The following is an 18611-nucleotide window of genomic DNA, read 5'->3' as shown; positions in this document are numbered from 1 at the left end:
TTGAAAAATTTCATAAAGAAAATAAGAAAAATGCAAAATAATTAAAGTTAATTGTTGACGTGATGCTTTTATTATCGGTATCATAAATCTTCGTGAGCAATTATTTTTCGTTATACGATTTTTTTATTATTACTGAATTTTTGAGAGGAGAAATTAGATGTCAGTTAAGAAGAAAACGCAAGTACGCACCGGCAAAATGGTACGTGAACTAATGTTAGCAGACGAAGATGTAAATGCTTCGCTAATTATGGTATACAGTGAAAACGGTGTAAACGCAGAAATTAAAATCGAGGGCTTAACGCCGAAATGTAACGAAGAATTATTTTTGAGCGGAAACGTGGATTGGAACAAGAGTGTTATTTATAAAATTGTTGATTTCACTGGGAACGCGGAAGTTGGTAAAGTTACATTAACAGCGATGAATAAGAACAATGTTTCTCTAGAAATTGAACGCGTTATGTGGAGCAAAGAAAATAAAGAAGCTGCTGAGCAAGAAGAAACAGTTGTAGAAGCTACTCCGAACAAAGAAGTAGTTGTAGAGGCTCCTAAAGCAGTTACACCCGCTCCTAAACCTGTTATGCGTGTAGAAACACCCGCTATAACACCTAAGCCTACTCCGGTACCAACGCCGAAGTCAGTAAGTGTTGAAGCAGCTGTAGAACTATCTACTCCAGCACCTGTGAAAAAAGCAGTACCTACTCCAGTTACAAAGCAAGAGACAGCACCGGTTACTCCTGCAAAACCGAAGCAACCTGCTTTGACTGAAACAAATACAAAACTACAAGAAAATTATGTTAAACTTGTGAAAAAGACAATTGAAGTTTGTCAAGATTACGAGCTTGGCATCGACATAGATGATTCTATTGAAGGATTAAAAAAAGAGCTACAAAGCCAAGGTATTAGCGTTACATTCGACAAAGAAATTATGGACGTTGTAAATCGCCTTCGTTCTTTACAAGATAAAGGAATCAAAGTAGAAAAAGTACTTAATTTACTATAAAAATAAGGAGATGGCGGTCGCCATCTCCTTATTTTTTATAATTCCATTCATGAAGTTCATACTTCTCTTTTGCTAAAGTTTGAACTTCATGAAGCTGTTCTTCTGTTAGTTCATACGGCACAAGCTCTATATCTAAACCTTTTTCAAATCCAGTTTCAAACGCTTGAATTAACTGTTCAATCGTAAATGTACGGTCTGTTAATTCATTAATCGCTACCGCTTTAGAAGAAAACATGTTTTTCATACGCTCTTTTACACGTTCATTCGGGAATAAAAATAGATCGTATAACTCATCTAAATCTATTTCTAACGGAATAGAACCGTGCTGTAAGATAACACCTTTTTGACGTGTTTGAGCACTACCTGCGATTTTTCTTCCTTCAACTACAATTTCATACCAAGATGGTGCATCAAAACATACTCCTGAACGCGGATTTTTTAAATTCTCACGATCCGCTTCTGTTTTCGGAACCGCATAATACGCTTCTAATCCTAATGCCTTAAAACCGTCTAATAAGCCTTGCGAAATAACGCGGTATGCTTCTGTAACTGTTTTTGGCATATCCGGATGATCTTCAGACACAATAACACTGTACGTTAATTCTTTGTCATGTAGTACACCCCTGCCGCCTGTTTGACGACGAACGAATCCATATTTCTTTTCGTTAACTACATCCATATTTATATCTTTTTCAACACGCTGAAAATACCCGACTGTTAATGTTGGTACTTCCCATTCGTAAAAACGAATTGTTGGTGGCATTTTCTTTTCACTTTGCCAATTTAATAAACATTCATCTAACGCCATATTAAATGCTGGTGAACATTGACCAGAGTTAATATAACACCATTTTTCTTTTCCCATCCTGCACCTCATATAACCAATTATTTTTCACATTCTCTAGTCTACCAAATTCGACAAAATTTGTGAAAGAATACGAAATTTCTTCTTATATACAAATGAATCTGTTGCATAAATACATATGGGCATTATAATATTGAAAGTAGGATAAGAAAAAAGGGAGCGATAGAATCGTGTCAACAAACTTGATTATTATACTAGCGGCAATTGCAGCATTCATCGGCTACACTGTATGGATGTATTTCTATCAGAAAAAATTAATTAAAACACTTTCAGAAGAAGAATTTCGCGCTGGCTACCGTAAAGCACAGCTTATCGATATTCGCGAAGCAGATGAATTTAACGCGGGACATATTTTAGGTGCGCGTAACATTCCGTTATCACAAATTCGCCTTCGCCACAAAGAACTTCGCCAAGATCAACCGGTTTATTTATATTGCCAAAGTGGCTTCCGTACAGGTCGTGCAGCTCAATACTTAAAAAAACAAGGCTACACAGATTTCTACCAATTAAAAGGTGGATTTAAATCTTGGTCAGGCAAAATTAAAAAGAAATAACATACAAAAAACTAGCTGCACGATACAGCTAGTTTTTTTATTCCATATTGTTCGCAATGTACAGTAGATTTTGTTTAATCACATCTTCATCTTTCTCATCTACATTACGATATAATAGCTGATATTCAATCCCCTTCTCTTTCCATATAAGCGTAGCAAATTCGTCCCCTTGCTCGTAATCATCCTTATTTTTAAAATAAGCAGGTGCTCCATTATTCAATTTCATTTGTTCTTGAAATCGATTCTCTTCTACGAGGTATGGAAAACTGTAAGAAAAGTTGGCCACTGTTAATTCTATATAATCGTGCCTTCCTTTCTCTTGTTGCTTATATTTAATCGTTAAGACAGCATTCTTCTTTCCCATCGTTCTTACCTCTCCCTTCACATCACTCGTAATGTCATAAGGTAAAAACGTTGGAACTTTAAACTTCGCCGGAAAATATTTTGGAAGTTCCTTTAGCGGAATCGGATCAGTAACACGGTCCTTAGCCCCTCCTGTTGTTCCTACAAATGTTTTTTCTTCTTGCATCGTTTGCTGAAATGAACATGAGCTAAGTATTACACTAGAAAACACGAAACAAATGATTCCTTTTTTCAATTTGTTTCCGCCCTTTCATACCGCTCTCTTAACGAGCGAAGCGTTTATACTCTCTTCTATTCGCTTCGTTATCAAACACCTCCTCCGAAAACTTTCCACGTTATTCTCACACATTTTGACAAAAATCCTTTGCAGACATACAAAAAAGACCTCGCTATTCTTACGCCCAAATAAAAAGGTTACGCGAATAGCAGAAGTCATGCTTATAACATAGATTGTGAAAAGCTTTTCAGGTCAAGATTTTTTCATTCTTATTATTTTCCCCTTATAATTAAGTAAAGAGGTGATACATATGGCCAATATAAAACAAATTGCAAAAACTGCTGGTGTATCCATATCAACGGTTTCCCGTGTCCTTAATAATCATCCTTACGTAAAAGAAGAAAAGCGTAAGCGTGTTTTAGATGCAGTTGAAGAATTGAACTATGCAAAAAATATAAATGCTATCCATTTAATAAAAGGTAAAACATATACGATTGGCGTTATGCTACCTTTCATTAATGTTCCGTACTTTAGCACGATCATTGAAGGAATCGGAAACGAAGCGTTAGCAGCTGGATATCATATTAATTTATGCCAAACGAATTACGATAGTATTGAAGAAATTCGCGTTCTTGAAATGATGAAAATGAAGCAATTTGACGGGATGATTATTTGCTCTCGCACGAGTTCATGGGAACAAATTGAACCGTTCGCAAAATTTGCCCCTATTATTTCATGTGAAAAAATGAACCATCCCCTCATTTCATCTGTCTATGTAGATCATTATGAGGGCTTCCGTCTCGGTACTTCCTATTTACTCAGTAAAGGTCATGAAAAAATCGGCATTTGTTTAGCAAGAAAAACAAGTGTTAATTCAATCGAGCGTGAAAAAGCTTTCGCCGATACCCTTCGTCACGAAGGAAAAACAGTTCACCCTGATTGGATTTTCCATCAATGTTATACGATGCAGGACGGGGCAAAAATACTTCACCGTATTTTAAACATGAAAAATCGCCCAACCGCTATTTTCACAGCGAACGATCAAGTTGCTGCTGGTTTATTAACAGAGGCAAAAAAACATGGCATTCGCATACCTGAAGACCTCGCCATCCTGGGATTTGATAACCATGAAATTTCAAAAGCATTAGAAATTTCAACTATTGAACATCCCGGGCTCACAATGGGATCACATGCCTTTTCTTTATTCCATAAACAGATGCAAAGCGAGCAAATTATCGGAAGCACAGAAGAACTTTCATTCCATTTAATTGAGCGAGAAACAGTCTAAAAAAGGAGCGTTAACTATAGCGCTCTTTTTTCAACTCTTCACCTATTGACTTTATATTTTTCATCTCATATAATTAACCTAACGAACGGTAGGTAGGGGATGAAAATGACAGCAAACCGCATTAAATCTGTAGCACTTTCTCATTTCGCGCGCTACGGCTACGAAGGAACTTCATTAGCAAATATTGCTCAAGAAGTTGGGATTAAAAAGCCATCGATTTACGCACACTTTAAAGGAAAAGAAGAGCTATATTTTACATGCTTAGAATCCGCTCTTCAAAATGATTTGCAGAGCTTCACAGACGATATCGAAAATTTTTCCAAATCGTCTACTGAAGAATTGCTCTTAAATTTGTTAAAAGGCTATGCAAAACGATTTGGTGAAAGTGAAGAATCAATGTTTTGGTTACGAACTTCTTATTTTCCGCCGGATGCATTTCGCGAACAAATTATTGATAAAGCGAATGTACACATTGAAAATGTCGGAAAACTTTTATTCCCTGTGTTTAAAAGAGCAAGCGAACAAGATGAACTGCATAACATTGAAGTAAAAGACGCTTTGGAGGCTTTTTTATGCTTACTTGACGGCCTTATGGTTGAACTACTATACGCAGGTTTAAATCGTTTTGAGACCCGTTTAGAAGCTTCTTGGAAAGTATTTTGGCGCGGACTTTCAAACTGACGGATTGCTCCTTTGCAATGCGTCGTTTTTAAGCCCTTTACCTAACGACTGGTAGGAAGGAGAAATGACATATGGCATGGATTTATGTAATCATAGCTGGTATTATTGAAATCTTTTGGGTTATTGGACTTAAAAAAGCGGAGGCACCACTTGAGTGGGCTGGTGTTGCTCTATTAATTACAATTAGTTTCATCTTATTATTTAGAGCTTATAAAGATTTACCTGTCGGCACTGTATACGCAGTCTTTACAGGAATTGGAGCTGGTGGAATCGTTCTGACAGAGATTTTCATCTTCGGAGAACCTTTCTCTATCGTAAAAGTTTTATTAATCGGTTTAATCTTCTTCGGAGTAATTGGTTTAAAACGAGTAACAGAAGAAAAAGAAACGAAGGAGGCCGCATAAAATGGCTTGGGTATTTTTAATTCTAGCTGGTATTTGTGAAATTGTTGGTGTACTCTTTATGAAAGTAGCCACTGAAAAGAAGGGCTGGGCACCAAAAGTTATTTTAATCGCTAACTTCGGCGTAAGCTTCTTCTTCTTATCCCTTGCAATGAATACATTACCGATGGGAACTGCTTATGCAATTTGGACTGGAATCGGAACTGCCGGAAGTGCACTTCTCGGTATTCTTATTTTCCGTGAATCAGCGGATTGGCGCCGCCTTGCCTTCTTAAGCTGCATTCTGTGCGGCGCTGTTGGCTTAAAATTATTAGGCTAACGTGAGGTGAATGTCATGTGGAAAGAAAAAGGAAAACAAATGTTAGCATGGATTACACTCGGGATCGTCATTCTATTACAAATAAGTTTTCATATAATAGACTGGTTGTTTCATAGAGTAATATCCATTCTTACATTCCTTCCTAACATGGCACTTGAAATTGCATCTATCGTTTGGTCAATTATTGCCTCCATTGCAATCATCATTATATGGAGTATTACCAAACTATGGAATAAGTTATTTAAAAAGGACAGTTCTTCTGAAAAAGAGTAACTGTCCTTTTTTCTGTCTATTTAGATTTTCTATAGAAATTTGATACGATAAGACAAAGCAGACCAACTATGACAACACTCATACCAATCCCTTTATGCAAACTAGGAAATAGCGGTGGTATATCCGAATAAAAATTTGCTAATATGAGACCAATTGAGCATAAAAGTACCCCTATTCTATACAACCATTTTCTTTTTTTCATCATTCTCCCTCCTAAAATTTTCATACCCTCCTTTCTTTTGGACATACTACCTAAAAAAGGAGTGGATCCTATGCAAAATTCTATACATAAGCAGATCCTATTTTTATTTTTTCTCTTTCTCATTCTCATCATCGTTTTCAGCTTTATATTACATACTCCGAAAGATTTGCCGAATAGCGTTTCTGTTTATAAACTGCTGCTTTCATATTGTCATTATTGAAGAAGGTGCCTTTCATGAGGCACCTTTTAAAATTCTCTTTTTTCATATACTTTTACTGAAACGAAGACCGATACTATTAACATGCATATTGAACCCCCGAATAATAAGCTATTATATAGTTGAATTTGTTCCAGGTTGATTTGAAAGAACGTCTCTACAATAACAATCGGTGCTATAAATATGAATATCGTAATAAAAACAGTTTTTTTATATGCTAGCCAAAATGATATCGGTAAAACAAAGCTTAAATACACTAAAGTAAAGCTAATACTAGCAACCACTGTCGTTTCAATAAATTCAAATACATTAGCTCCATTCTTCATTCCCATCGTGAAACAACCAATCGTTACACTTATGAAAAGAATAATAATTGCTACTATATATTTCGCAAACACAATTTGTTTTCTCAATATTGGCAAACTATTCAATATAACTTCACTCTCATTTTTACTATCTGCTTCAAATATTTTTACTGTTGCCCCGACTGTAACAATTACTGACATAATTATGAATAAATTTTTCGTATCTGTTAAAGCCATATAAAAGAAAATAGGATACAGTATGTACCAAATTAAAAATTTCCATTGGACGATGAAATCTTTTAAAATTAGTTGTTTCAACAACATTCCCCCCCTCACAAATCACGCTCATTATACAAATTAATTGAAAGTACCATCGACATGACATATAAAAGAAGCAGCCCTGCTATAAAACAAATATTTATGAATATACTAGTGTTCCAAGCATTTTCTACACCTAACCATACGTTACTTACAATCAGTCCACTTAAATACCCAAATGCAATTCCGATAAAAGGAGCAATTTGTTTGGCACTGCTATACCCTACTGAAAATTCAATCGGAAGTACGATTATGCTATAAACAAAGCCACCTGTTATTCCTCCAAGAATCGCTCCCCATAGCATAAATACAGTTGTATTTTCGTTTTGCAACTGTATTAAACTAACAGTAAATGGGAAAACCCCACCTAAAGCAACTAAAATACTTACAAATATGTATTTTGCTATGACAATTTCTTTACGCTGAAACGGTAAACTATTTATTATCATTTCACTTTTATTTTTATCCTCATAACTCATTGAAAGCATCATGCCAAGAATAGGTATAAACATGCTAAATGTCATCAGAAAACTATCACTACGAAAATCAACAATGACAAGGAAAAGCAAACATATTAGGTAAACAAACCCTAACTTTCTTTGCAACATCATATCTTTTAAAACTAGTTGCTTGATTATTTGTTACACCTCCTAGTCGCATCTCGCAACATTAAACATTTTTTTCTTATTAATCAAATATACAATTTTTAAAGCTCCTTCTCTTTAAAAATCGCAATTGAAAAAAGCATTGAGATGAAATAACTTAAACATGCCACTATACTTAAAATACTTATAACTAGCATCACATCTGAAGATTGAAAAAACATTAACAGAAGCCTTTCATCAGCAAATATATTGCACATAAACCCTAACAAACCTATTAGAAGAAAAAATATAACTACTCCAAGGAAAGTAACCGTTCGCTTATCCCCACTATATTTTATGGGGAGAATCATAACAGCATAAAGAACGGAAAAGAAAATAGCTATAAATAATGCATACCACGGAATATTTATATTTTCTCTTAATACAAATACAGGTAGTACAAAGAAAACAAATGTAACAACTAGACTACATGCAATAAAAAATACAATAGTCATGTATTTCGCAATAACAATGTCTCTTCTAGTAAAAGGTAAACTCACTAATATTTTTTCTGTGTTATTTTTTTCTTCAACTGATAAAGAAATTGAAATCATCGAAAGACATATAACAAAACAAACATACGCCAATTGAAATGGTTCTATAGAGCTTTGGAATGCTCCGTATATTGGCAAGATTAAATAGATAAGAAACATTTTTCTTTGTAAGAAAAACTCCTTCAAAATCAACTGTTTCATACAAATTCCCCTCTCTATAAATCACGCGATCCATAAATTTTAATTGTTAGAAACATAGAAGCGATATATACACTAGCCAAAATAATTCCTCCAACTATAAATACGCCAAGATGTGATGGATTCATAATCCAATTAATGAATGATGGTGCTGTTTCGTTCAGCCCATCCCCTATAAATATCCATGCAATTCCACCTACTGCCATCGATGCTCCTGACAATATACTTCTTGCTATCTTTGATTTCGTTCCGTAATAACTAGGAAAAAATGCCGCAACAAAAACCAAAGCGTAAACAGCCCCATTTACTACTCCATACCATGGAATTTCAATATACAAATTAGGATGGTATGCACCGATATCATCAATAACAGCGATACCTCTTATAAGAAAAACAACTAGCATAGTGGAAACCATGCCCCCTACAATGAATATTGCACAGGAAATATATCTAGCAATAATGATATCCTTTCTGCTTAACGGTAAACTATTTATAATAATGTCACTTTTATTCCTTTCATCCATAAAGATTAACGTCATAACGGAGGAAAGAGTTATAAATAGACAGCTCATCGGAAATAACATTTCACCATCTGGCTCTAATATAAAGAATAAAAGAGGCATACTCAGATTCACTAACCAAGTTACACGAAAAAAGAATAAATCTTTATATATGAGCTGACGCATAAGCACCTCTCCCTTTCGCAGTGTAAACGATGATATCATCTAATGTAGGTTTTTCTAGTACAATCTCATTTCCAAACCAGTCTACAATTGCTTGTTTATCCTTTGCTAAACCTTCGAAACCAAATTTGTTTGTTCGTAATCCAACAAATAGTTCTTTTCCTTCTCGATCTAATAAATCATTACTTCCCTTTACAATTACATAGTTCTCCATTAATTCGTCTTTTTCACCAGTAAATATAATTTCTCCATCATTGATGAACGTAATATAATCGGCGATGCGTTCTAAGTCTGTTGTAATGTGTGTGGAAAGTAAGACAGATACTTCATCTTCCATTACAATCTCTTGCAGCATATCAAGCAATTCACTTCGAACAACTGGGTCTAATCCTGCTGTTGGTTCATCCATAATAATGAATTCCGCATGGTGTGAAAGTGCGATTGCAATCGCAAATTTCATTTTCATCCCCTTGGATAACTCTTTAATCTTTTTATACGTTGGAACTTGTAATCTCTGCATATACGATTGATACTGCTTTTCGTCCCACTTTTTATATAACGGTGCAATAATCCGTTTCATTTGCTCACACGTTAAATCTTCGTAATAATGATTTTCATCATATACAAAACCGATATTTTGTTTTATTTCCTTTTCGGCTTTCTTATTGTCCTTACCAAAAATTTTTATATCACCGCTCTCTTTTCTGATTAAATTCATAATCATTTTGATCGTCGTACTTTTTCCAGCTCCATTCGGTCCGATAAATCCCATAATATATCCACGTGGCAATGTAAAACTTACATTTTTCACTGAGAAATCTTGATAAGTTTTACAAACGTTTTTTAGCTCTAACATCTCTTATTCCCCCTCGTATAAACACGCAATCATCTGTTGCAACTCTTCAAGTGAAAGCTGCAACACTTTACTTTCATTCACAATCTCTTCCGCTTTACTTTCCAATAGACGTAGCCGCTGTTCTTTTAATAGTTCATTATTTTTACGTGAAACATAAGTCCCCTTCCCAGCAACAGTTTCTATATATCCTTCTTTTTCAAGCTCCTCGTACGCACGCTTCGTTGTAATTACACTAATTTGTAATTCCTTCGCTAAGCTACGAATAGACGGTAATTGGTCTCCACCCTTTAAACCACCATTTAAAATAAGTTGGCTTAATTGTTTCCTTATTTGCACATAAATAGGGTCTTGGGAAGAATTCGAAATAATAATATTCATGTTTTCCTCCAGTGTGTATATACTGTATATACCTTATATACACAGTATATACAAAACATCCTATTTTCGGCAAGAAAAAAAGACCAACATTTTCCTGTTGGTCTTTCGTATATGTATCACTTTTCAAAGCGATCTAACATTTCGTCTCTCATTCCGAAACTAACAACCGCAATTCCTACATACATAAAAAGAAGGAATGCTGGATGAACTGTATTGTACCAGCTGCTATCAACAATTAAATAAATCGTTAACGCCACAACAAGAACAAACGCTAAAATAAACATATAAAAGTGTCTTGTATTATCCATGATAAACTCCTCTCTTCTCTCTTCACCATTCAACAGTATATTGTATCGAATAATTCGATATGACTCAAGGTTAACTTTCTGTTATGTAATCAAGTTCTACCTTTACAATGTCCTCACACGCTATTGAAATGATTGTTCCTTGTTTATCAATCGCTGTCACTTCTCTATTATCCATTACACGGTGCGCTACTCTTTCTAACACTTTTCCTTGGTCTCTGTAACAAAATTCTTTTACATCTTTAATTGTTTCTCCATTTTCTAGATGGTATACCATTCTATAACATCTATATCCCACGCTTCCACCCCCGCCTTGCTCGTTTTTTCACATATACATAAAAATGAGTAATTTCTACCTCATCACATCTTCTTAATTTCAATAAAATTCTAACAAAAATAAATACTTTTATCAAACCGACTTTTTCAACAAAATCACCTATAAAACCGCATCTTTACAGCAATATGAAACAAAAAATATAAATTTTCAACATTTTTTCATTCTAGCCGCACCAATGTTGCAAAAAAAAAAGAACCCGCATGTAGCGAGTTCTTTTTATTCCAATCACACTTGTACAGGTGCTAGCTTTTCATAACGTAAAACTGGTTTACGAGCAGCCAATGTTTCATCCAAACGTTTAATTACCGTTGTATGTGGTGCTTCTTGTACAACTTCTGGATTTTCTTCTACCTCTTTAGCAATTTGAATCATCTTATCAATGAAACCATCTAATGTTTCTTTTGATTCTGTTTCTGTTGGCTCAATCATAATACATTCTTCCACATTTAATGGGAAGTAAATTGTTGGTGGATGGTAACCGAAATCAAGCAGACGTTTTGCAATATCTAATGTACGTACACCAAGTTTCTTTTGACGACGACCTGACAATACAAATTCATGCTTGCAATGTCTATCGAACGGAAGATCATAGAATGGTGCTAATCTTCTCATCATATAGTTCGCATTTAATACAGCATACTCAGTTACTGCACGTAGTCCATCTGGACCCATAGAACGAATATATGTGTATGCACGAACGTTAATTCCGAAGTTACCATAGAATGGTTTCACACGCCCAATTGCTTCTGGACGATCATAGTTGAAGTGATAGCCATTTTCCGTTTTCTCCAAAATCGGTTTTGGTAAGTACGGAATTAAATCAGCTTTCACACCTACTGGACCAGAACCTGGGCCACCGCCGCCATGCGGACCTGTAAATGTTTTATGAAGGTTTAAATGCACAACGTCAAATCCCATATCTCCTGGGCGTGCTTGGCTTAATACCGCATTTAAGTTTGCACCATCATAGTATAATTTACCGCCTGCGTTATGGACAATTTCTGCCATTTCTAAAATATTTTCTTCGAATAGGCCTAATGTATTCGGATTTGTTAACATAAGTGCTGCTGTTTCTTCGTTTACAACACGTTTTAAATCATCTAAGTCAACAAGACCATGTTCATTTGATTTCACCGTAATTGTTTCAAAACCAGCTACTGTTGCAGACGCCGGGTTTGTTCCGTGAGCAGAGTCAGGAACAATTACTTTCGTACGGTTAAAGTCACCATTTGCTTCATGGTATGCACGAATCAACATTAAACCTGTCCATTCTCCGTGTGCACCAGCTGCTGGTTGTAACGTAACAGTATCCATACCTGTAATTTCAATTAAATGTTCTTGTAAGTCGTACATTAATTCCATTGCACCTTGCACTGTTTTTTCATCTTGAAGTGGATGAATATTGGCAAAGCCTGCGAAGCGAGCAACGTTTTCATTAATTTTCGGATTATATTTCATCGTACAAGATCCAAGTGGATAGAATCCAGAATCAACGCCGTGGTTACGGTTTGAAAGAGCTGTGTAATGGCGCATAATATCAAGTTCAGATACTTCTGGAAGCTCTGCATCTTCAACGCGAATATAATCGCTCTCAAATACATCTTCTAATTTTACTTCTTCTACATCTAATTTGGGTAAGCTATATCCTACGCGTCCTTCTTTAGTCACTTCAAAAATAAGTGCTTGGTCTTGGTTCTTCATTGGATAGCCCCCATTTCGTTTACAAGTGTGTCAATTTCCTCTTTTGTACGAAGCTCTGTTACTGCTACAAGCATATGATTTTCATGCTCTTTATAATCACGGCCTAGGTCGTAACCACCGATAATATTCTTTTGTATTAATACATCATTTATTTCTTTAACTGGACGTTTGCAATCTACAACAAATTCATTAAAGAATGGTCCAGCGAACGTTACAGTGAAGCCTTTCGCTTCGAATTGACGCTTTGCATATTGTGCTTTAGAAATATTTTGACGTGCCATTTCTTTCACACCTTGTTTTCCAAGTGCAGTCATTGCAACTGATGCTGCTAATGCATTTAACGCTTGGTTTGAACAAATGTTAGACGTCGCTTTATCACGGCGAATATGCTGTTCACGTGCTTGTAACGTTAATACAAATCCACGTTTACCATCTGAATCTACAGTTTGTCCGACAAGACGTCCTGGAATTTTACGCATAAATGCTTTCGTTGTTGCAAAGTAACCACAATGAGGTCCACCAAACTGCGTTGGGATACCAAATGGCTGTGCATCACCGATTACAATATCAGCACCAAATTTTCCTGGTGGTGTTAATGCGCCTAATGATAATGGATTTGAAGAAACGATAAATAATGATTTTTGTTGATGAACGATTTTTTCGATATCAGCTAACTTTTCAACTTGTCCGAAGAAGTTTGGATATTGAACGATTACGCAAGCAACTGTATCATCTACTTCACTTTGTAATACGTCTAAATCTGTTACACCGTCTTTATGATCAATTTCAACAACTTCAAGATGTTGACCTTTTGCATATGTTTCAAGTACCGCTCTTGATTCTGGATGAACCGCCTTAGATACAAGAATTTTCTTTTTACGTGTATGACCAGCTGCTAACATTGCCGCTTCAGCTAAAGCTGTACCTCCGTCATACATAGAAGAGTTTGCTACATCCATTCCTGTTAATTCACAAATCATTGTTTGGAACTCAAAAATTGCTTGTAATTCCCCTTGTGAAATTTCTGGTTGGTATGGTGTGTAAGCTGTATAAAATTCTGAACGAGAAATTACATGATCAACAATTACTGGAGCGTAATGATCGTATACACCTGCTCCTAAGAAAGAAGCGTATTCTTTTAAGTTCGCATTTTTGCTAGCCATTTGAGATAGCTCTTTTAAAAGCTCTGGCTCTGATTTTGCTTCTTTAATTTTTAAATCCCCTTTAAAACGAACACTCTCTGGAATATCAGAGAATAACTCATCAATCGTCTGAACGCCGATTGTTTGTAACATTTCTTTTTTGTCTTCTTCTGTCATTGGAAGATAACGATGCAACATGAAATCTACCCCTCTCCCCGTTACTTTGAACGTTTATAAAATGGTGTTGGAACAACTACTGCTTTGACGCGTTTATTACGAATTTCAATTTCTACTTCTGTATCAACTGTTGCGTATTTCACATCAATTAGTGCTAAACCAATGCTTTTCTTTAACGTTGGAGATTGTGTACCACTCGTTACTTCCCCGATTTTTTCTTCTCCTATAAATACAGGGTAATGCGTACGAGGAATACCGCGTTCGATTACTTCGATGCCGACTAATTTACGAGATGCACCGTTTTCCTTTTGCTCTTTTAACGTTTCTTTCCCAAAGAAATCTGCTTCTTTATTTGGTTTTACCGCAAAGCCAATTCCCGCTTCAATCGGTGTAATATCTTTTGATAACTCTTGTCCGTATAACGGAAGTGTTGCTTCGAAGCGAAGTGTATCACGAGCACCTAAGCCACATGGTTTTAACCCATCTTCTTCTCCAACTTCAAGAAGTTTCACCCAAAGTTTTGCAGCATCTTCACTCTTACAGTAAATTTCGAATCCATCTTCACCTGTATAACCTGTACGAGATACAAGTGCAGGAATTCCATCTACAAGAATATCGTTTTTAAATTTAAAGAACTTAATTTCTTTCAAATCTTCTGACACAACTTTTTGTAAAATGTCTTGTGCTTTTGGTCCTTGAATTGCAAGTTGCGCAACTTCACTAGAAACATTGACTACCTTTGCATCGCCAATTACATGACTTGCTAACCATTCGTAATCTTTCTCGATATTTGATGCATTGATTACTAATAAATAGTCTTCTTCACCACGTTTGTAGATTAATAAATCATCTACTGTGCCGCCATTTTCATAGCACATAGCTGTATATTGTGCGCCTCCTACCTTTAAGGTAGATACGTCATTTGTAACAACACGTTGTAAAAATGCTAAACTATCTACACCCTTTACCTCTACTTCTCCCATATGAGATACATCGAACAAACCTGCTTCTGTACGTACAGCTTCATGCTCTTCTTTAATGCTTGAAAATTGAACTGGTAATTCCCAACCACCGAAGTCGATTGTTTTCCCACCATACTTCGCGTATACATCAAATAACGGTGTACGTTGTAATGTAATCATGCTCTTTCCCCCTTATGCTCTGACAAATCAATAAAAGTTGCTTCCCATATCTAAACATTTTCATTCTGAAAAGATAAGGTTATACGGAATCTCAGTATATTTTTTTATGAAAGCGTAAATAAAAAGTTACTTTCTTGGATAAAATACGAAAGATTCCACACATTTCACACCATTATCCTAACATCATTCGCTATATTTCATCAATATTCTAGCATAAAAAAAAATTTAGAATTTTTTATTCTTAATCATATTAAATACAACTTTCGAGATTTAGTCCTGAATCATTGCCTATTCTTTAACTTTTAGTAATTGTGATAGTGCCTTATTACGAGGCTTATAATAAAGATTTTTAAAATAATCACTTTAGTTTATAAAAGGTGGGAGAGTCTTAATGAATGTCGATATTTCCGTAGATCGAACGTGGCAAAACAATTTTTTAAAAAGAATTGATGAAGATGGTCCTTGGACAAATTGGGATTTATATCATTTAGCTTATAAAACAGAGAAATCATTACTCGTTCCTACTTTTGATGGATTGCAAGCACCGAAACATTTATCACATTTCACGCCGCTTCCGCATCAATTGGAGGTCGCTCAAAATGTCATTGAACAAATGAATGGTAAAGCGATTCTAGCAGATGAAGTTGGACTTGGAAAAACGATTGAAGCTGGACTTATTTTAAAAGAATACATGGTTCGAGGACTTGTAAAAAAGGTACTCATTCTCGTTCCAGCTTCTCTTGTATCTCAGTGGGCATATGAACTTAACACAAAATTTTTTATTCCTGCGGTCGCTCAAAAGAAAAGTTATTCTTGGGAACAAGCTGATGTCATCGTTTCATCAATCGATACTGCGAAACGTTCACCGCATCGCGATATCGTTTTAAACCTAGAGTATGACCTTATTATTATCGATGAAGCACATAAACTAAAAAACAATAAAACAAAAAACTATGAATTTGCACAGCGATTAAAAAAGAAGTTTTGTTTATTACTAACCGCAACTCCTGTTCAAAATAAAATTGATGAAATCTTCAACCTCGTTTCTTTATTAAAACCAGGTCATTTAGGCAATCAATCTAATTTTGAAGAATATTATGCTTCAAAAAATCGTTCCACTGAATCCGATGAAGATTTAAAAGCTCTTATCAATAAAGTAATGGTTCGAAATAGACGCCATAACACTGGCATTGATTGGCCGAAGAGGCATGTACGAACAATCTTCGTTGAATTTAATGAAGAAGAACAAGCTTTGTATAATGAAATTGAAAATTGGCGTGAACAAAATGCCTTTACATCTGCTTTCTCATCCTTAACTTTAAAACGGGAAGCATGTAGTAGTCGGGAAGCTGTTTACTATTCATTAAAAAAACATGTAGAAAAACGGCAGAAAGAAAATGAGCATTACATAAAGGACCCACATATTGATGTGCTGATGGATAAAATTAATCATATTCCGTTCAACTCCAAAGCAAATAAAGCACTAGAGCTTATAAAAGAAATTGACGATAAAGTCATTATTTTCACTGAATATAGAGCTTCACAAATGTATTTACAATGGTTCTTACAACAACATGGCATTTCCTCTGTCCCATTTCGCGGTGGATTTAAGCGCGGGAAAAAAGATTGGATGAAGGAGCTTTTCCAAAATCGTGCCCAAGTATTAATTGCGACCGAAGCTGGTGGTGAAGGAATTAACTTACAATTTTGTAGCCATATGATTAATTACGACTTACCGTGGAATCCAATGCGACTTGAGCAAAGGATTGGACGTATTCACCGCCTTGGACAAAAAAATGATGTTCATATTTATAACTTAGCAACAAAGCATACTGTTGAAGAGCACATTTTAAAACTACTATATGAAAAAATTAATTTATTTGAACGTGTAATCGGTGAACTCGATGAAATTTTAACGAGAATCAACATGAAAAATATTGATGCACATATTCAAGAGATTTTCGCGCAGTCAAAAAGCGAGGGTGAAATTCGAATCAAGATGGAAAATTTAACATCTATTATCGATTTTGCGAAGCGCAATGAAGCAGAGGTGCAGGACTATGCAGCAAAATGAAATTCATAATTACTTATACAACTTTTTTGAGGCGAATAACTGTGAAATTTTAGAGCGTTCCCCTCACCTATTAGACGTGCAGTTAACAATTGAAATGGATAAATTATTAATGAACCGCCCTTTCTATTGGCACTATCTTGAAAAAACAGGAGGCGTTCCGAACCCGATGCGCCTTACTCTTATTACAAATCCGGAAAACGAAGAAAACGACGGTGAACTTATTCATTACGGTTCACCACGTTTGCATCAAATATTTGAAACGACAAAAGAACTAGGCTCATACATACGTTTATATGAGGAAGTGAAACATAGCGGGGCAACTCATACCCCTCTTCACCCTTGGCTTGGTGTAAATATAAAAGTATCTTATCAATGCGACCGAAAAAAAGACATACTTCATTCCATCGGTATTCATCTTATTTCCGGGACAATGCTTGCAAACTTTCATGACACTTTAGCAGAGATCAAACTCACACCGAAAATACCTGATTTTTGTTTTACGCTCTCACCTATCATTAAGCCACAAAGTGGCTTACAACGTATAGAGGATGCTTTAAAAAGTATAATTGCTGAAGATGACCACACGTGGGCAAAAGAAGCGAGAGTGCGTTGGAATCACGATTTAGACCTTTTAAATCGATTTTACGAAGATAGCGATGAACTTCCAGAAAGCTATGAAATTGAAAAGCAAGCATTACAAGAACAATACGAACCACGTATTACAATACAAATTATAAACGGCGGTCTCTTTTATGTTACCGCAAATCATTTTCTATCTTAAAGAAAGCTCCTTCAACAGTTGAAGGAGCTTTCTTTAAGATGTTTTTCCATCCTATTCTCTATCGTCATTACGCTCTTGTTGTTTTTTCTCTGTCATACATTTTTGATTTGCACGGTCCTTCGCGCTTACATGATTTGCATCAGTTGGAAGATTTTCTTTTGAACGACCAATTCCATTGCTCATCTTTTCCCCTCCTTTTTACACACTTCAGAATGCACCTTTATTTTCAGCTAAAAGCACAATCCTTATACAAAAAAATAAGAGCAGCCAGTAGCTGCTCTTACTCATTCACGTATTTTTGAAACATATCATGGATGCCTTGATTTACGAGGTTCGAGATCTGTTCGTCAGATTTATTCGGATAACGATCACGCAATCTGATAGATGCCTTCACCATTAAATTTTCTAATACAGAACGGCCACCTTCTCCATAAATAATTTCAGCATACTTAACAAGTCTTCCATCCTCTAATGTTGCTGGATTATGATTGAAGAAAAATTTACTCATTGTCTCCACCTCTCTCTTTGATAACGTTTACATTTATATAGATTATTTATGTTATTTATTTCACAATATTGTATGCATGTATATTTAATTAGTTTCATTATAAAGCAACATATCAATAGTAAATATGTGATTTTCCGTCCATTTTGTGAACAAAGTAAAAAAATGAAAGCGTTTCCTTTATTATATAC

25 protein-coding genes and 1 pseudogene are annotated in these 18611 nt (G+C 35.4%); 10 read left to right on the top strand and 16 right to left on the bottom strand.

What is annotated here, in order from left to right:
• Positions 1 to 157: 157 nt before the first annotated feature.
• Positions 158 to 1000: a hypothetical protein gene (locus tag AB3X48_RS07875; protein WP_002111777.1), complete on the top strand. Its 843-nt coding sequence runs from the start codon at positions 158 to 160 to the stop codon at positions 998 to 1000.
• Positions 1001 to 1028: 28 nt separating this feature from the next.
• Here the strand turns inward: AB3X48_RS07875 and lipM are convergent, their stop codons facing one another.
• A complete protein-coding gene (gene lipM, locus AB3X48_RS07870; RefSeq protein WP_016106135.1) occupies positions 1029 to 1865 on the bottom strand; it encodes an octanoyltransferase LipM in 837 nt (278 codons plus the stop codon).
• A gap of 170 nt (positions 1866 to 2035) precedes the next feature.
• Between lipM and AB3X48_RS07865 the strand changes: the two genes are divergently transcribed.
• Positions 2036 to 2419, top strand: coding sequence for a rhodanese-like domain-containing protein (locus AB3X48_RS07865; protein ID WP_002034000.1), 384 nt, complete (start codon positions 2036 to 2038; stop codon positions 2417 to 2419).
• A 37-nt stretch (positions 2420 to 2456) separates the two neighbouring features.
• Here the strand turns inward: AB3X48_RS07865 and AB3X48_RS07860 are convergent, their stop codons facing one another.
• Positions 2457 to 2993: a hypothetical protein gene (locus tag AB3X48_RS07860; protein WP_016106136.1), complete on the bottom strand. Its 537-nt coding sequence runs from the start codon at positions 2991 to 2993 to the stop codon at positions 2457 to 2459.
• A gap of 316 nt (positions 2994 to 3309) precedes the next feature.
• On the opposite strand from AB3X48_RS07860, the gene AB3X48_RS07855 reads away from it, so the two are divergent.
• From AB3X48_RS07855 to AB3X48_RS07835, 5 genes are all read left to right on the top strand, one after another.
• Entirely contained in the window at positions 3310 to 4287 is a 978-nt protein-coding gene (locus AB3X48_RS07855; protein WP_016106137.1) for a LacI family DNA-binding transcriptional regulator, read from the top strand.
• 99 nt (positions 4288 to 4386) lie between these two features.
• Positions 4387 to 4968, top strand: coding sequence for a TetR/AcrR family transcriptional regulator (locus tag AB3X48_RS07850; protein ID WP_016106138.1), 582 nt, complete (start codon positions 4387 to 4389; stop codon positions 4966 to 4968).
• A 71-nt stretch (positions 4969 to 5039) separates the two neighbouring features.
• Positions 5040 to 5372: a DMT family transporter gene (locus tag AB3X48_RS07845; protein WP_016106139.1), complete on the top strand. Its 333-nt coding sequence runs from the start codon at positions 5040 to 5042 to the stop codon at positions 5370 to 5372.
• Position 5373: 1 nt separating this feature from the next.
• Entirely contained in the window at positions 5374 to 5688 is a 315-nt protein-coding gene (locus AB3X48_RS07840) for a DMT family transporter (protein WP_002015033.1), read from the top strand.
• Between the two features lie 15 nt (positions 5689 to 5703).
• Positions 5704 to 5961, top strand: a complete 258-nt coding sequence (locus AB3X48_RS07835; protein WP_016106140.1) for a DUF3975 family protein — start codon at positions 5704 to 5706, stop codon at positions 5959 to 5961.
• A 16-nt stretch (positions 5962 to 5977) separates the two neighbouring features.
• On the opposite strand, the gene AB3X48_RS07830 is transcribed toward AB3X48_RS07835, so the two are convergent.
• The 12 genes from AB3X48_RS07830 to gcvT form a co-directional block, all read right to left on the bottom strand.
• Positions 5978 to 6163, bottom strand: coding sequence for a hypothetical protein (locus tag AB3X48_RS07830; RefSeq protein ID WP_002160506.1), 186 nt, complete (start codon positions 6161 to 6163; stop codon positions 5978 to 5980).
• A 246-nt stretch (positions 6164 to 6409) separates the two neighbouring features.
• Positions 6410 to 7006 carry an ABC-2 transporter permease gene (locus AB3X48_RS07825; RefSeq protein WP_082187251.1) on the bottom strand — a complete coding sequence of 199 codons (597 nt, stop codon included), beginning with the start codon at positions 7004 to 7006 and terminating at the stop codon, positions 6410 to 6412.
• A gap of 11 nt (positions 7007 to 7017) precedes the next feature.
• Positions 7018 to 7641, bottom strand: a complete 624-nt coding sequence (locus AB3X48_RS07820) for an ABC-2 transporter permease (RefSeq protein ID WP_002160504.1) — start codon at positions 7639 to 7641, stop codon at positions 7018 to 7020.
• Between the two features lie 68 nt (positions 7642 to 7709).
• Positions 7710 to 8342 carry an ABC-2 transporter permease gene (locus AB3X48_RS07815; RefSeq protein WP_016106143.1) on the bottom strand — a complete coding sequence of 211 codons (633 nt, stop codon included), beginning with the start codon at positions 8340 to 8342 and terminating at the stop codon, positions 7710 to 7712.
• 14 nt (positions 8343 to 8356) lie between these two features.
• Positions 8357 to 9025, bottom strand: a complete 669-nt coding sequence (locus AB3X48_RS07810; protein WP_002111792.1) for an ABC-2 transporter permease — start codon at positions 9023 to 9025, stop codon at positions 8357 to 8359.
• The gene (locus AB3X48_RS07805; RefSeq protein WP_016106144.1) at positions 9006 to 9878 is read right to left on the bottom strand and encodes an ABC transporter ATP-binding protein; all 873 of its coding nucleotides are present in this window, start codon (positions 9876 to 9878) and stop codon (positions 9006 to 9008) included. The genes AB3X48_RS07810 and AB3X48_RS07805 overlap by 20 nt, the downstream gene beginning before the upstream one ends.
• A gap of 3 nt (positions 9879 to 9881) precedes the next feature.
• A complete protein-coding gene (locus tag AB3X48_RS07800; RefSeq protein ID WP_016106145.1) occupies positions 9882 to 10256 on the bottom strand; it encodes a GntR family transcriptional regulator in 375 nt (124 codons plus the stop codon).
• Between the two features lie 116 nt (positions 10257 to 10372).
• Positions 10373 to 10564: a hypothetical protein gene (locus tag AB3X48_RS07795; RefSeq protein ID WP_002160499.1), complete on the bottom strand. Its 192-nt coding sequence runs from the start codon at positions 10562 to 10564 to the stop codon at positions 10373 to 10375.
• A 70-nt stretch (positions 10565 to 10634) separates the two neighbouring features.
• A complete protein-coding gene (locus AB3X48_RS07790) occupies positions 10635 to 10838 on the bottom strand; it encodes a DUF3929 family protein (RefSeq protein WP_000262495.1) in 204 nt (67 codons plus the stop codon).
• A 285-nt stretch (positions 10839 to 11123) separates the two neighbouring features.
• Complete coding sequence (gcvPB, locus tag AB3X48_RS07785; RefSeq protein ID WP_002122485.1) at positions 11124 to 12599, bottom strand: aminomethyl-transferring glycine dehydrogenase subunit 2; 1476 nt, start codon at positions 12597 to 12599, stop codon at positions 11124 to 11126.
• Entirely contained in the window at positions 12596 to 13939 is a 1344-nt protein-coding gene (gcvPA, locus tag AB3X48_RS07780) for an aminomethyl-transferring glycine dehydrogenase subunit 1 (protein WP_016106146.1), read from the bottom strand. The genes gcvPB and gcvPA overlap by 4 nt, the downstream gene beginning before the upstream one ends.
• Positions 13940 to 13959: 20 nt before the next feature.
• Positions 13960 to 15060 carry a glycine cleavage system aminomethyltransferase GcvT gene (gene gcvT, locus AB3X48_RS07775; RefSeq protein WP_002111803.1) on the bottom strand — a complete coding sequence of 367 codons (1101 nt, stop codon included), beginning with the start codon at positions 15058 to 15060 and terminating at the stop codon, positions 13960 to 13962.
• 391 nt (positions 15061 to 15451) lie between these two features.
• Between gcvT and AB3X48_RS07770 the strand changes: the two genes are divergently transcribed.
• Both AB3X48_RS07770 and AB3X48_RS07765 read left to right on the top strand, forming a co-directional pair.
• A complete protein-coding gene (locus tag AB3X48_RS07770; protein WP_002111804.1) occupies positions 15452 to 17134 on the top strand; it encodes a DEAD/DEAH box helicase in 1683 nt (560 codons plus the stop codon).
• Positions 17121 to 17915 (top strand): YqhG family protein, encoded by a 795-nt coding sequence (locus AB3X48_RS07765; protein WP_002160497.1) that lies wholly within the window; start codon positions 17121 to 17123, stop codon positions 17913 to 17915. Before AB3X48_RS07770 ends, AB3X48_RS07765 begins: the two co-directional genes overlap by 14 nt.
• 51 nt (positions 17916 to 17966) lie before the next feature.
• Here the strand turns inward: AB3X48_RS07765 and AB3X48_RS07760 are convergent, their stop codons facing one another.
• Both AB3X48_RS07760 and AB3X48_RS07755 read right to left on the bottom strand, forming a co-directional pair.
• Positions 17967 to 18098 carry a hypothetical protein gene (locus tag AB3X48_RS07760; protein WP_016106147.1) on the bottom strand — a complete coding sequence of 44 codons (132 nt, stop codon included), beginning with the start codon at positions 18096 to 18098 and terminating at the stop codon, positions 17967 to 17969.
• Between the two features lie 97 nt (positions 18099 to 18195).
• Entirely contained in the window at positions 18196 to 18423 is a 228-nt protein-coding gene (locus AB3X48_RS07755) for a hypothetical protein (RefSeq protein WP_000032698.1), read from the bottom strand.
• A gap of 72 nt (positions 18424 to 18495) precedes the next feature.
• On the opposite strand from AB3X48_RS07755, the pseudogene AB3X48_RS07750 reads away from it, so the two are divergent.
• A pseudogene (locus tag AB3X48_RS07750) lies at positions 18496 to 18611 on the top strand (GTP pyrophosphokinase); the annotation flags it as partial.

The organism is Bacillus sp. S4 (assembly GCF_040838205.1).
GTDB classification, from domain to species: Bacteria; Bacillota; Bacilli; order Bacillales; family Bacillaceae_G; genus Bacillus_A; species Bacillus_A cereus_U.
This window is presented reverse-complemented; position numbering and strand designations above follow the sequence as displayed.

Bases quoted from the DNA above. Each gene is read 5' to 3' on its own strand.
- AB3X48_RS07875 (WP_002111777.1), top strand. From the start codon at position 158: ATGTCAGTTAAGAAGAAAACGCAAGTACGCACCGGCAAAATGGTACGT.
- lipM (WP_016106135.1), bottom strand. From the start codon at position 1,865: ATGGGAAAAGAAAAATGGTGTTATATTAACTCTGGTCAATGTTCACCA.
- AB3X48_RS07855 (WP_016106137.1), top strand. From the start codon at position 3,310: ATGGCCAATATAAAACAAATTGCAAAAACTGCTGGTGTATCCATATCA.
- AB3X48_RS07850 (WP_016106138.1), top strand. From the start codon at position 4,387: ATGAAAATGACAGCAAACCGCATTAAATCTGTAGCACTTTCTCATTTC.
- AB3X48_RS07845 (WP_016106139.1), top strand. From the start codon at position 5,040: ATGGCATGGATTTATGTAATCATAGCTGGTATTATTGAAATCTTTTGG.
- AB3X48_RS07840 (WP_002015033.1), top strand. From the start codon at position 5,374: ATGGCTTGGGTATTTTTAATTCTAGCTGGTATTTGTGAAATTGTTGGT.
- AB3X48_RS07835 (WP_016106140.1), top strand. From the start codon at position 5,704: ATGTGGAAAGAAAAAGGAAAACAAATGTTAGCATGGATTACACTCGGG.
- AB3X48_RS07830 (WP_002160506.1), bottom strand. From the start codon at position 6,163: ATGAAAAAAAGAAAATGGTTGTATAGAATAGGGGTACTTTTATGCTCA.
- AB3X48_RS07815 (WP_016106143.1), bottom strand. From the start codon at position 8,342: ATGAAACAGTTGATTTTGAAGGAGTTTTTCTTACAAAGAAAAATGTTT.
- AB3X48_RS07810 (WP_002111792.1), bottom strand. From the start codon at position 9,025: ATGCGTCAGCTCATATATAAAGATTTATTCTTTTTTCGTGTAACTTGG.
- AB3X48_RS07805 (WP_016106144.1), bottom strand. From the start codon at position 9,878: ATGTTAGAGCTAAAAAACGTTTGTAAAACTTATCAAGATTTCTCAGTG.
- AB3X48_RS07800 (WP_016106145.1), bottom strand. From the start codon at position 10,256: ATGAATATTATTATTTCGAATTCTTCCCAAGACCCTATTTATGTGCAA.
- AB3X48_RS07795 (WP_002160499.1), bottom strand. From the start codon at position 10,564: ATGGATAATACAAGACACTTTTATATGTTTATTTTAGCGTTTGTTCTT.
- AB3X48_RS07790 (WP_000262495.1), bottom strand. From the start codon at position 10,838: ATGGTATACCATCTAGAAAATGGAGAAACAATTAAAGATGTAAAAGAA.
- gcvPB (WP_002122485.1), bottom strand. From the start codon at position 12,599: ATGAAGAACCAAGACCAAGCACTTATTTTTGAAGTGACTAAAGAAGGA.
- gcvPA (WP_016106146.1), bottom strand. From the start codon at position 13,939: ATGTTGCATCGTTATCTTCCAATGACAGAAGAAGACAAAAAAGAAATG.
- gcvT (WP_002111803.1), bottom strand. From the start codon at position 15,060: ATGATTACATTACAACGTACACCGTTATTTGATGTATACGCGAAGTAT.
- AB3X48_RS07770 (WP_002111804.1), top strand. From the start codon at position 15,452: ATGAATGTCGATATTTCCGTAGATCGAACGTGGCAAAACAATTTTTTA.
- AB3X48_RS07765 (WP_002160497.1), top strand. From the start codon at position 17,121: ATGCAGCAAAATGAAATTCATAATTACTTATACAACTTTTTTGAGGCG.
- AB3X48_RS07760 (WP_016106147.1), bottom strand. From the start codon at position 18,098: ATGAGCAATGGAATTGGTCGTTCAAAAGAAAATCTTCCAACTGATGCA.
- AB3X48_RS07755 (WP_000032698.1), bottom strand. From the start codon at position 18,423: ATGAGTAAATTTTTCTTCAATCATAATCCAGCAACATTAGAGGATGGA.